The sequence below is a fragment of the Streptomyces sp. GMY02 genome (assembly GCF_019056675.1).
GTDB lineage: Bacteria > Actinomycetota > Actinomycetes > Streptomycetales > Streptomycetaceae > Streptomyces > Streptomyces odonnellii.
Map to the genome: position 1 here is coordinate 6,502,634 of NZ_CP077658.1, position 12,552 is coordinate 6,515,185.

General features: G+C 70.1%; 11 protein-coding genes. 6 read left to right on the forward strand and 5 right to left on the reverse strand.

What is annotated here, in order from left to right:
- Nucleotides 1-3 precede the first annotated feature (3 nt).
- From tpiA to KQY30_RS27720, 6 genes are all read left to right on the forward strand, one after another.
- A complete protein-coding gene (tpiA, locus tag KQY30_RS27695; RefSeq protein ID WP_217309180.1) occupies nt 4-780 on the forward strand; it encodes a triose-phosphate isomerase in 777 nt (258 codons plus the stop codon).
- Between the two features lie 203 nt (nt 781-983).
- Nucleotides 984-1,214: a preprotein translocase subunit SecG gene (gene secG, locus KQY30_RS27700; protein ID WP_046495616.1), complete on the forward strand. Its 231-nt coding sequence runs from the start codon at nt 984-986 to the stop codon at nt 1,212-1,214.
- A gap of 174 nt (nt 1,215-1,388) precedes the next feature.
- Nucleotides 1,389-1,724, forward strand: a complete 336-nt coding sequence (locus KQY30_RS27705; RefSeq protein ID WP_003976875.1) for an RNA polymerase-binding protein RbpA — start codon at nt 1,389-1,391, stop codon at nt 1,722-1,724.
- 197 nt (nt 1,725-1,921) lie between these two features.
- The gene (pgi, locus tag KQY30_RS27710) at nt 1,922-3,574 is read left to right on the forward strand and encodes a glucose-6-phosphate isomerase (RefSeq protein WP_217311362.1); all 1,653 of its coding nucleotides are present in this window, start codon (nt 1,922-1,924) and stop codon (nt 3,572-3,574) included.
- Between the two features lie 4 nt (nt 3,575-3,578).
- Nucleotides 3,579-4,079 (forward strand): PH domain-containing protein, encoded by a 501-nt coding sequence (locus tag KQY30_RS27715; protein WP_217309181.1) that lies wholly within the window; start codon nt 3,579-3,581, stop codon nt 4,077-4,079.
- Nucleotides 4,076-5,734 (forward strand): PH domain-containing protein, encoded by a 1,659-nt coding sequence (locus KQY30_RS27720; protein WP_217309182.1) that lies wholly within the window; start codon nt 4,076-4,078, stop codon nt 5,732-5,734. The genes KQY30_RS27715 and KQY30_RS27720 overlap by 4 nt, the downstream gene beginning before the upstream one ends.
- Nucleotides 5,735-5,789: 55 nt before the next feature.
- Here the strand turns inward: KQY30_RS27720 and pgl are convergent, their stop codons facing one another.
- Genes pgl through tkt form a run of 5 tightly spaced genes read right to left on the reverse strand, consistent with a single transcriptional unit; the run spans nt 5,790 to nt 12,357 of the window.
- Nucleotides 5,790-6,572, reverse strand: a complete 783-nt coding sequence (gene pgl / locus KQY30_RS27725) for a 6-phosphogluconolactonase (protein WP_217309183.1) — start codon at nt 6,570-6,572, stop codon at nt 5,790-5,792.
- A complete protein-coding gene (gene opcA, locus KQY30_RS27730) occupies nt 6,569-7,594 on the reverse strand; it encodes a glucose-6-phosphate dehydrogenase assembly protein OpcA (RefSeq protein WP_217309184.1) in 1,026 nt (341 codons plus the stop codon). The genes pgl and opcA overlap by 4 nt, the downstream gene beginning before the upstream one ends.
- Nucleotides 7,591-9,123 (reverse strand): glucose-6-phosphate dehydrogenase, encoded by a 1,533-nt coding sequence (gene zwf / locus KQY30_RS27735; protein WP_217309185.1) that lies wholly within the window; start codon nt 9,121-9,123, stop codon nt 7,591-7,593. Before zwf ends, opcA begins: the two co-directional genes overlap by 4 nt.
- A gap of 5 nt (nt 9,124-9,128) precedes the next feature.
- Nucleotides 9,129-10,247, reverse strand: a complete 1,119-nt coding sequence (gene tal / locus KQY30_RS27740) for a transaldolase (RefSeq protein WP_217309186.1) — start codon at nt 10,245-10,247, stop codon at nt 9,129-9,131.
- A 34-nt stretch (nt 10,248-10,281) separates the two neighbouring features.
- Nucleotides 10,282-12,357 (reverse strand): transketolase, encoded by a 2,076-nt coding sequence (gene tkt, locus KQY30_RS27745; protein WP_217309187.1) that lies wholly within the window; start codon nt 12,355-12,357, stop codon nt 10,282-10,284.
- Nucleotides 12,358-12,552: the final 195 nt, after the last annotated feature.

Sequence of the window (12,552 nt, forward strand, 5' to 3'; positions counted from 1 at the left end):
CGTATGAGCACCCGTACCCCGCTGATGGCGGGCAACTGGAAGATGAACCTCAACCACCTCGAGGCCATCGCCCATGTCCAGAAGCTCGCCTTCGCCCTGACCGACAAGGACTACGACGCCGTCGAGGTCGCCGTACTGGCGCCCTTCACCGATCTGCGGTCCGTACAGACCCTGGTCGACGGCGACAGGCTCAAGATCAAGTACGGCGCCCAGGACATCTCGGCGCACGACTCCGGCGCGTACACCGGTGAGATCTCGGGCCCGATGCTGGCCAAGCTGAAGTGCGTGTATGTGGCCGTGGGCCACTCCGAGCGGCGGCAGTACCACGCCGAGACGGACGAGATCTGCAACGCCAAGGTGAAGGCCGCGTTCAAGCACGGGCTCACCCCGATCCTCTGTGTCGGCGAGGGCCTGGACATCCGCAAGGCCGGTGACCAGGTCTCCTACACGCTCAGCCAGCTCGACGGCGGTCTCAAGGACATCCCGGCAGAGCAGGCCGGGTCCGTGGTGATCGCCTACGAACCGGTGTGGGCCATCGGCACCGGCGAGGTCGCCACCCCCGAGGACGCCCAGGAGGTCTGCGGGGCGATCCGCGGGCGGCTGGCCGAGCTGTACTCGCAGGAGCTGGCCGACCAGGTCCGTATCCAGTACGGCGGCTCGGTGAAGTCCGGGAATGTGGCCGCGATCATGGCGCAGCCGGATGTGGACGGCGCCCTGGTGGGCGGCGCGGCGCTGGACGCCGACGAGTTCGTCAAGATCGTCAGGTTCCGGGACCAGTAGGTCCGGGGCCCGCGAGCACTACGAGTATCAGGTCCGGCGACCGGCAAGTATGCGGTGGCACGGATCCGTCGTACCCTTGCGGGGGCCGGACCCGGACGGTGGAACATCGCCCGGCGGCCCCCGCAGTCCGTCTCAGATCCGGCGGTCCTGACCGTCAGTACCGTCGGATCTGTCCGTCCGAGGAAGTTGGTCCAGCCGTGGTTATGGGGTTCTCGATCGCCCTCATCGTCTTCAGCCTGCTGATGATGCTGCTCGTGCTGATGCACAAGGGGAAGGGCGGCGGCCTCTCCGACATGTTCGGTGGCGGAATGCAGTCGTCCGTCGGTGGCTCCTCGGTCGCCGAGCGTAACCTCGACCGCATCACCGTGGTTGTCGGTCTGCTGTGGTTCGCGTGCATTGTCGTGCTTGGCCTCCTGCTGAAGCTGGACAGCTAAGCACGCGTGCGGTAAGGCGCCGTCGGCGCGCGGCCTATCATGGGGGTCCGCGCCGGGCGGCAGGGGGGTAACTCCCTTCACTGGACGCGCGTTGGGCCTTACGTAGACTGGGGCGCCCGGCAGCGGAGCTGCCTATCGATGCTTTGCGGCACCATCACGCAGGGAGTTACGACCGTGGCAAGTGGCAACGCGATCCGGGGAAGCCGGGTCGGAGCGGGGCCGATGGGTGAGGCCGAGCGTGGCGAGTCCGCGCCCCGCCTGCGCATCTCCTTCTGGTGCTCCAACGGGCACGAGACGCAGCCCAGCTTCGCCAGTGACGCACAGGTTCCGGAGACGTGGGACTGCCCGCGCTGCGGATTCCCGGCCGGTCAGGACCGGGACAATCCACCGGACCCGCCGCGCACCGAGCCGTACAAGACGCACCTCGCCTATGTACGGGAGCGGCGCAGCGACGCGGACGGCGAGGCGATCCTCGCCGAGGCGCTCGCCAAACTGCGCGGCGAGATCTGATCTACTGAGATCTGATCCGCCGAGATCCCATTCTTACGGAGATCTGATCCACTTCATCCGGCCGGACACGCGACAGGTGTTCCGGCCGGATCGCTTCTGCCCGTATTGTCCCGCCTTCGTTACGACTCCGATCACATAGGTTGGACAGGCAGCAGGGCACGCACGCAGGCACGAGAAGAAGTGGACCGATGTCCGAGATGAACGCAGAAGGCCGTACCAGGCTCAACCGGACGCCCGAGTGGGACGCGCTCGGCAAGCACCGCGAACAACTGGGGCAGACGAATCTGCGGGAGCTGTTCGCCGCAGACCCGGCGCGCGGCACCGGCTACACCCTGACCGTGGGCGACCTCCACCTCGACTACTCCAAGCACCTGGTCACCGACGAGACACTGGCGCTGCTCCGCGAGCTGGCCGCGGCGACCGGGGTGGCGGAGCTGCGGGACGCGATGTTCCGCGGCGAGAAGATCAACACCACCGAGAACCGCGCGGTACTGCACACCGCGCTGCGCGCCCCGCGTGACGCCGTCGTCGAGGTGGACGGCGAGAACGTGGTGCCGGCGGTGCACGCCGTACTCGACAGGATGAGCGCGTTCGCCGACCGGATCAGGTCCGGCGAGTGGACCGGGCACACCGGCCGACGCATCAAGAACGTGATCAATGTCGGCATCGGCGGCTCCGACCTCGGTCCCGCGATGGCCTACGAGGTTCTGCGCTCCTTCACCGACCGCGATCTGACGGTCCGTTTCGTCTCCAACGTGGACGGCGCCGATCTGCATGAGGCGGTACGGGACCTGGACCCGGCCGAGACGCTGTTCATCATCGCGTCCAAGACCTTCACCACCATCGAGACCATCACCAACGCCACCTCCGCCCGCGACTGGCTCCTCACCGGTCTCGGCGCCGGACCGGAAGCCGTCGCCAAGCACTTCGTGGCGCTGTCCACCAACGCCGGCAAGGTCGCCGAGTTCGGTATCGACACGGCCAACATGTTCGAGTTCTGGGACTGGGTCGGCGGGCGCTACTCGTACGACTCGGCCATCGGCCTCTCGCTGATGATCGCGATCGGCCCGGCCCGGTTCCGGGAGATGCTCGACGGCTTCCACCTCGTCGACGAGCACTTCCGTACCGCGCCGCCGGAGGCCAACGCGCCTCTGCTGATGGGTTTGCTGGGCGTCTGGTACGGCTCGTTCTTCGACGCCCAGTCGCACGCCGTCCTGCCGTACAGCCACTATCTGTCGAAGTTCACCGCCTATCTCCAGCAGCTCGACATGGAGTCCAACGGCAAGTCCGTGGACCGCGAGGGGCGGCCCGTCGACTGGCAGACGGGACCGGTGGTCTGGGGCACGCCGGGCACCAACGGGCAGCACGCGTACTACCAGTTGATCCACCAGGGCACCAAGGTCATCCCCGCTGACTTCATCGGCTTCGCCCGCCCGGTCGCCGATCTGCTGCCCGGTCTGGTCGCGCAGCACGATCTGCTGATGGCCAACTTCTTCGCGCAGACCCAGGCGCTGGCGTTCGGCAAGACGCCCGAGGAGGTACGGGCCGAGGGCGTGCCCGAGGAGCTGGTGCCGCACAAGACCTTCCGCGGCAACCACCCGACGACCACGATCCTCGCCGACGAACTCACCCCGTCCGTACTGGGCCAGCTCGTCGCGCTGTACGAGCACAAGGTGTTCGTCCAGGGAGCGGTCTGGAACATCGACTCCTTCGACCAGTGGGGCGTCGAGCTGGGCAAGGTCCTGGCCAAGCGCATCGAGCCCGTACTGACCGGGGAGGCGGCCGGGGACGGTCTGGACACCTCGACGGCGGCGCTGGTCGCCACGTACCGCACGCTGCGCGGTCGCTGAGCCGATGGTGACGGGGGAGGGGACGCGGCTGCGGCCGCCGAACAACTCGCTGAACGAGCGCGCCATCGGCTGGTGGCGCGTGCAGTGGCTGACGCTCACCGTGGTGGTGGCGGGGATCCTGGCCGTGCTGGGGGCGCTCATCGCCCCCGCCCGCGCATGGCTGCTGATACCCGCCGCTGTCCTGGCGGCGCTGGGCCTGGCCTGCACGGCGCTGATACCCGTGTGGTGGTTCAGGGTGCACCGCTGGGAGGTGACGGAGGAGGCGGTCTATGTACGGACCGGCTTCTTCTGGCAGGAGTGGCGGATCGCGCCGATGTCGCGGATACAGACCGTGGACACCGTGCGCGGTCCGCTGGAGCAGCTCTTCCGGCTCTCCACGGTGATCGTCACGACCGCGTCGTCCAAGGGCGCGGTGCGTATCGGGGGGCTGGACCACGAGCTGGCGGCGGAGCTGGCGGAGCGGCTGACCCGGATCACCCAGGCCACTCCGGGGGACGCGACATGAGCGACGTCCCGGAGGGCGCGGGCGCCTCGGACGACCCAGCCGTGCCGGACGCCCCAGCGGTCGCCGGTGTGCCAGAGGTTTTCGGTGTCCCAGTGATCCGCGATTCCCCGGATTCCGCAGCGGCTTCGGAAGACGGGTGGCGGCGGCTCGACCGGCGCACCCTGCTGGTCACCGTCGTGGTCATGACAGGGGTCGTCGTGGGCGCGGGCGTACCGACCGGGATCGGGCTCTCGGGCCCCCTCCCGCTCGGCGAGACCTTCGCCTGGCTGCTCGGCGGGGCCGTACTGCTGATCGGCGGCGGCACGGGCGCGGACTATGTCCGCTGGCGCCGCACCCGCTACCGCATGGGCCCCGAGCGCGCCGAGCTGCACACCGGTCTCTTTCTGGTCAAGCGCCGCTCACTGGCCCGCGAGCGGATACGTACGGTCGACCTCACCGCCAATCTGCTGCTCCGGCTGCTCGGTCTGGTGAAGGTCCGGATAGGGACCGGCGAGCAGACCGGCGGCGAATCCACCCTGGAGCTGGACCCGGTCACCAGGGCCGAGGGCGAGCGGCTCCGTACCGAACTGCTCGGCCGCGCTCCGGGGGCGGCCAGGGCGCCCGACGAGGGCATGCTGGCGGTGCTCGATCCCGCGTGGATCCGCTACGCACCGCTCTCCTTCGTGCCGGTGGCCCTCGGCGGCGCCGGGATCGGCGGGCTGTTCCAGGTCGCCGACTGGTTCGGCGTGCAGAACCGGGCGATCCACTGGGCGGGCGACCAGTTCCGGGGCATCTCCCCCGTCTGGGTGGTCGCGCTGATCCTCGGGCTCGCGGTGGCGACGGGTCTCGCGGGGGTTGTCGCGGCCCTCGCGCTGTGGATCGAGATGTGGTGGAACCACCGGCTGGAGCGGGAGCCGGGCGGCACCCTGCGGGTCCGCCGCGGGCTGTTCACCTCCCGCTCGATCTCCATCGAGGAGCGCCGGCTGCGCGGAGTGGAACTGGTCGAGCCGATCGGTGTCCGGCTGGTCGGCGCGGCCCGGGTGGACGCCATCGCCACCGGACTCGCCCAGGACGACGACGCCAAGGAGATGGACCAGAAGACCCTGCTGCCGGCCGCGCCGCGCGCGGTGGCGGACGCGGTGGCGGCCCGGATACTGCGTGAACCGGCGGCTCCGACGAGTTCGGTACGGCTGGTCCCGCACCCCCGGGCGGCGCGGGCGCGCCGACTGCGCTGGGCCCTCTCCTCCGTACTGCTGCCGCTGGCGGTCGTGGCGGCCCTCGGCCTGCTGCTGACGGATGTCCTGGTGGTCATCGCGGCGGCCGGTGCCGTGGTGCTGCTGCCGCTTGCCGTGCTGATGGCGGTCGACGCGTACCGCGGTCTGGGGCACGGCCTCGGCGGCGCCTATCTGGTGGCCCGCTCGGGCACGGTGCGCCGGACGACGGTGGCCCTCCAGCGCGGCGGAGTCATCGGCTGGACGGTCCGTCAGTCGTTCTTCCAGCGCCGCGCGGGTCTGCTGACGCTCACGGCGACAACGGCCGCGGGCGGTGGCGCGTACCACGTGTACGACGCGGCGGAGGGCGAGGGGCTGACCTTCGCGGCGGAGGCGGTCCCGGGCCTGCTGGAGCCGTTCCTGATACGGGAGAGCGCACCGGGAAAGCCCCCGGAGAAGCGCTGAAGGCCCGGCCGCCGCGAGGCGAACCGGGCCTTCATACCGCTTACTTGACGCCCCGTCAGGCCGAGGCCGGCGGATAGAGGTCACGCGGCAGCGCCGAGGCCGCCGCCGCGTCCAGCAGCCACAGCGTGCGGCTGCGGCCGTACGCACCCGCCGCCGGGGCCTGGATCTCCCCGGCACCCGACAGCGCGATCTCCGCCGCCTTCGCCTTGTCCTCGCCCGCCGCGAGCAGCCAGACCTCATGGGCCGCGCGGATCGCGGGCAGTGTGAGCGAGATACGGGTCGGCGGCGGCTTGGGAGCGCCGTGCACGGCGACCACCGTGCGCTCGGTCTCCCGTACCGCCGGCAGCTCGGGGAAGAGCGACGCCACATGGGTGTCGGGGCCGACCCCCAGCATCAGCACGTCGAAGGTCGGCACCGGACCGTGGTCCTCCGGCCGTGACGCGGCCGCGAGTTCCGTGGCGTACGCGGCGGCCGCGGCCTCCACATCACTCCCGTACGGCCCGTCCGAGGCCGGCATCGGATGCACCCGCGAGGGGTCCAGCGGCACCGAACCGAGCAGTGCCTCCCGTGCCTGGGTGTAGTTGCGATCCGCGTCGCCCTCCGGCAGAAAGCGCTCGTCGCCCCACCACAGATCGAGCCGTGACCAGTCCACCGCGTCCCGTGCGGGCGCCGCCGACAGCGCGGCCAGCAGCCCGTTGCCGTTGCGGCCGCCGGTCAGCACCACCGAGGCGGAGCCCCGGGCGGCCTGGGCGTCCACGATCTTGGTGATCAGCCGGGCCGCCGCGGCCTGGGCCATCAGCTCCTTGTCCCGGTGGACGACCAGTTGCGGAGCGCTCACGAGGACGAGGCCTTCCCGGTCGCCTTCTTCGTCGCGGTCGCCGTCGCCGTACCTCCACCGCCATTGGAGGCAGCGGCGGCGGCCGACGCGCCGTTGCTGTCGCCGAGCCGGTGCACGCCGAACCGCAGCGCCGACGCGTAGATGTCGTCCGGGTCCAGCCGGCGCAGCTCCTCCGCGATCAGCTCGGAGGTCTCGCGCCGCTTCAGCGCCACCGCGCGGTCCGGCTGCCCCTCGACCGAGAGGGTCGCCAGCGAGCCGTCCGCCCGGTGCAGATTGATCGGACCGCAGTCGGTCTCCATCCGTACGGCGGTGAGCCCGGGCCCCTTGGAGACGGCGCGCTTCACCGGTACGTTCAGCCGGTTCGCGAGCCACATGGCCAGCAGTTCACAGCTCGGATTGTGCTGCTCGCCCTCCACCTCCACCGAGGTGACCGCGCAGTCCACCTGGTCCAGCGCCGCCGCCAGCATCGAGCGCCACGGCGTGATCCGCGTCCAGGCCAGATCCGTGTCGCCGGGGGTGTACGCCTCGGCGCGCACCGTCAGCTCCTCGGTCGGGTTCTCCGCCGCGTGGGTGTCGGTCACCCGGCGCTGCGCCAGCCTGCCCAGCGCGTCCTTGGCCGGGTTGGCCGGCGCGTTCACCGGCCACCACACCACGACCGGAGCGTCGGGCAGCAGCAGCGGCAGCACCACCGACTGGGCGTGGTCCACGACATCGCCGTACAGCCGCAGGACGATCGTCTCGCCGGTGCCCGCGTCCGCGCCCACCCGGACCTCGGCGTCCAGCCGCGCCTTGGACCGGTCGCGCGCCGAGCGGGAGACCCGCTTGACGACGACCAGCTTGCGCGACGGGTGCTCGCGGGACGCCTCGTCGGCGGCCCTGAGCGCGTCGTACTGGTTCTCCTCGTCGGTGACGATGACCAGCGTGAGCACCATGCCGACGGCGGGGGTGCCGATCGCCCTGCGCCCCTGCACCAGTGCCTTGTTGATCTTGCTGGACTTGGTGTCCGTCAGGTCGATCTTCATGGCCGGCGCCAGCTCCGTCCGTCTCGTGCGAGCATCTCGTCCGCCTCGACCGGACCCCAGGTCCCGGACTCGTACTGCGCGGGCTTGCCGTGCTTCTCCCAGTACTCCTCGATCGGGTCGAGGATCTTCCAGGACAGCTCGACCTCCTCCACGCGCGGGAAGAGGTTCGAGTCGCCGAGCAGCACATCGAGGATGAGCCGCTCGTACGCCTCGGGGCTGGACTCCGTGAAGGACTCGCCGTACGCGAAGTCCATGGAGACGTCACGGACCTCCATCGAGGTGCCGGGCACCTTGGAGCCGAACCGCATCGTCACGCCCTCGTCCGGCTGCACCCGGATGACCAGGGCGTTCTGCCCCAGCTCCTGGGTGGAGGTGTGGTCGAAGGGGGAGTGCGGCGCGCGCTGGAAGACCAGCGCGATCTCGGTGACCCGGCGGCCGAGCCGCTTTCCGGTACGGAGATAGAACGGCACGCCCGCCCAGCGGCGGTTGTCGATCTCCAGCTTCACCGCGGCATAGGTGTCCGTCTTTGACTTGCTGTCGATGCCGTCTTCCTGGAGATAGCCGACGGCCTTCTCGCCGCCCTGCCATCCCGGGGCGTACTGCCCGCGCACGGTGCCCTGGCCGAGGTCCCTGGGCAGCCGGACGGCGCCCAGCACCTTGGTCTTCTCCGCGACCAGCGCGTCCGCGTCGAAGGAGGCCGGCTCCTCCATGGCGGTCAGCGCCAGCAACTGGAGCAGATGGTTCTGGATGACGTCGCGGGCGGCGCCGATGCCGTCGTAGTAGCCGGCCCGGCCGCCGATACCGATGTCCTCGGCCATGGTGATCTGTACGTGGTCGACGTACGACCGGTTCCAGATCGGCTCGAAGAGGGTGTTGGCGAACCGCAGCGCCAGGATGTTCTGGACGGTCTCCTTGCCCAGATAGTGGTCGATCCTGAAGACCTCGTGGGACGGGAAGACCTCGTGGACGACCTTGTTCAGCTCCTTGGCGGAGGCCAGGTCGTGGCCGAACGGCTTCTCGATGACCGCGCGGCGCCAGGAGCCGTCCTTCTGGTCCGCCAGCCCGTGCTTCTTGAGCTGCTGCACGACCTGCGGGAAGAACTTGGGCGGTACGGAGAGGTAGAACGCGAAGTTGCCGCCGGTGCCCTGCGACTTGTCGAGGTCCTCGATCGTCGCCCGCAGGTTCTCGAACGCGTCGTCGTCGCCGAAGTCGCCCTGGACGAAGCGCATCCCCTGGATGAGCTGCTGCCAGACCTCCTCACGGAACGGCGTACGGGCGTGCTGTTTGACGGCGTCGTGCACCTCCTGCGCGAAGTCCTCGTCCTTCCACTCGCGGCGTGCGAAGCCGACGAGCGAGAAGCCCGGCGGAAGCAGCCCGCGGTTGGCCAGGTCGTAGATGGCAGGCATCAGCTTTTTGCGGGACAAATCGCCCGTGACACCGAAGATGACCAGGCCCGACGGCCCCGCGATACGCGGGAGCCGTCGGTCCGCGGCGTCACGGAGCGGGTTCGCTCCGTGGGTTGCGGTCAAGGGGATCAGCCCTCCGAAGGGACGAGGCGCTTCAGCTCCGCCTCGGTCGACTTGAGCAGGTCGTTCCAGGCCACCGCGAACTTCTCGACGCCCTCGTCCTCCAGTACCTGGACGACGTCGTCGTACGAGATGCCCAGCGCGGCCACGGCCGCCAGGTCCGCGCGCGCCTGGTCGTACGTACCGCGCACGGTGTCGCCGGTGATGGCGCCATGGTCGGCGGTGGCGTCGAGCGTGGCCTCCGGCATGGTGTTCACCGTGCCCGGGGCGACCAGGTCGTCGACGTACAGGGTGTCCTTGTACGCCGGGTCCTTCACACCGGTCGAGGCCCAGAGCGGACGCTGCTTGTTGGCCTGCGCCCTGTCCAGCGCCGCCCAGCGGTCGGAGCTGAAGACCTCTTCGTACGCCTCGTACGCCAGCCGCGCGTTGGCCACGGCCGCCTTGCCGCGGGCCGCCTTGGCCTCGGGCGTGCCCAGCGCGTCGAGCCGCTTGTCGATCTCCGTGTCCACCCGGGACACGAAGAAGGACGCCACCGAGTGGATCTTGGAGAGGTCGAGGCCGGCGGCCCTGGCCTTCTCCAGACCCGCGAGATAGGCGTCCATGACCTCGCGGTAGCGCTCCAGCGAGAAGATCAGCGTGACATTGACGCTGATGCCCCGGCCGATGGTCTCGGTGATGGCCGGGAGACCGGCCCTGGTCGCCGGGATCTTGATCAGGGTGTTGGGACGGTCCACCAGCCAGGCGAGCTGCTTGGCCTCGGCGATGGTCGCCACGGTGTTGTGCGCCAGGCGCGGGTCGACCTCGATCGAGACCCGGCCGTCCTGGCCCTGCGTCGAGTCGAAGACCGGACGCAGGATGTCGGCGGCGTCCCGGACGTCCGCCGTGGTGATCATGCGGACGGCCTCCTCGACGGTCACCTTGCGGGCCGCGAGGTCGGCGAGCTGGCTGTCGTAGCCGTGCCCCTGCGAGATCGCCTTCTGGAAGATGGACGGGTTGGTGGTGACGCCCACCACGTGCTGCTGGTCGATCAGTTCGGCGAGATTGCCGGACGTGATACGGGTACGCGACAGGTCGTCGAGCCAGATCGCGACGCCTTCGTCGGAAAGGCGCTTCAGTGCGTCTGTCATGAGAGTTGCATCTCCTACAGTTCGTATACGGGCGTCAGCGCGCTGACGCCGCAAGAGATTCCCGGGCTGCGGCGGCCACCGCGTCCGCGGTGAAGCCGAACTCACGGAAGAGGACCTTGCCGTCCGCCGAAGCGCCGAAGTGCTCCAGCGACACAATGCGGCCGGCGTCACCCACGTACCGGTGCCAGGTCAGTCCGATACCGGCCTCGACCGCCACCCGCGCTGTCACGGAGGGCGGCAGAACGCTGTCCTTGTACGTCTGGTCCTGCTCGTCGAACCACTCGACGGACGGCATGGAGACCACCCGCGCCCGGATACCGTCCGCCTGGAGCTGCTCGCGCGCCGCCACGGCGAGCTGCACCTCGGAACCCGTACCGATCAGTACGACCTCGGGGTCGCCGCCCTCGGCGTCGAAGAGGACATAACCGCCCCTGGCCGCCTCGTCGTTGGCGTCGTACGTCGGCACGCCCTGGCGGGTGAGCGCCAGACCGTGCGGCGCGCCCTTGGAGTGGCGGCGGAGGATCTCGCGCCAGGCGATCGCCGTCTCATTGGCGTCGGCGGGGCGCACGATGTTCAGCCCCGGGATGGCGCGCAGCGCGGAGAGGTGCTCGACCGGCTGGTGCGTCGGGCCGTCCTCGCCGAGCCCGATCGAGTCATGCGTCCAGACATAGGTGACGGGTACCCGCATCAGCGCCGCGAGCCGCACGGCCGGGCGCATGTAGTCGGAGAACACCAGGAAAGTGCCGCCGTAGATACGGGTGTTGCCGTGCAGCGCGATGCCGTTCATCGTCGAGCCCATGGCGTGCTCGCGGATGCCGTAGTGCACCGTGCGGCCGTACGGGTCGGCCCCCGGCAGCGGGTTGCCGGCCGGGAGGAACGAAGAGGTCTTGTCGATGGTGGTGTTGTTGGAGCCCGCCAGGTCGGCGGAGCCGCCCCACAGCTCGGGAATGACCTCGCCGAGCGCCTGGAGTACCTTGCCGGACGCGGCGCGCGTCGCCAGCGACTTGCCGGGCTCGAAGGCGGGGACCTTGTCCTCCCAGCCCTCGGGAAGCTCACCGGCCCTGATCCGGTCGAAGAGCGCCGCGCGCTCCGGCTGCGCGGTGCGCCACGCGGCGAAGGTCTTCTCCCACTCGCCGCGGACCTCACGGCCGCGGTCGAGCGCCTCACGGGTGTGCGCGAGCACCTCGTCCGAGACCTCGAAGGACTTCTCCGGGTCGAAGCCCAGGACCTTCTTGGTCGCCGCGACCTCCGCGTCGCCGAGCGCCGAGCCGTGCGCGGCCTCGGTGTTCTGCGCGTGCGGGGCGGGCCAGGCGATGATCGAGCGGGCCGCGATGAACGAGGGGCGGTCGGTCTCGGCCTGCGCGGCCTTCAGCGCCCGGTACAGACCGGCCGGGTCGAGGTCGCCGTTGGGAAGCTGCTCGACGCGCTGGACGTGCCAGCCGTACGCCTCGTACCGCTTGAGGGTGTCCTCGGAGACCGCGGTCTCCGTGTCGCCCTCGATCGAGATGTGGTTGTCGTCCCAGAGCAGCACCAGATTGCCCAGCTTCTGGTGGCCGGCCAGCGACGACGCCTCGGCCGAGATGCCCTCCTGGAGACAGCCGTCACCGGCGATCACCCAGACGGTGTGGTCGAACGGGGAGGTGCCGGGCGCCGCGTCCGGGTCGTACAGACCGCGCTCGTACCGCGCCGCCATCGCCATGCCGACGCCGTTCGCGACACCCTGGCCGAGCGGTCCCGTGGTGGTCTCGACACCGACGGTGTGGCCGTACTCCGGGTGGCCCGGGGTCTTCGAGCCCCAGGTGCGGAACGACTCCAGGTCCCCCAGCTCCAGGCCGTAACCCGCCAGGTAGAGCTGGATGTAGAGCGTCAGGCTGGAGTGGCCGGCCGAGAGGATGAACCGGTCGCGCCCGGTCCACTGGGCGTCGGCGGGGTCGTGCCGCATGAGTTTCTGGAACAGCACATACGCGGCGGGGGCCAGGCTCATGGCCGTACCGGGATGGCCGTTGCCGACCTTCTGTACGGCATCCATGGCCAGGACGCGAACGGTATCGACCGCCCGGCTGTCCACATCGGTCCACTCGAGGTCTGTGGTGGTCGGCTTGGTGCTCACCCTGAGTCAGGGCTCCTCTCCACATGTCCAGTCCCGGTGTCTGAGGGCGCACCGGCTTCGCTGCCGAGCCTACCCTCGTAGCCCCATCCAACTTTTCCCCTTCGTAACCAGGGTGCGGCGGGCACATGGACTTCGCCTCCCGGCGGGGTACGGGGACGTCCCGGCCCGGCGCGCGGGGATGTCCGGGCCGTGCCG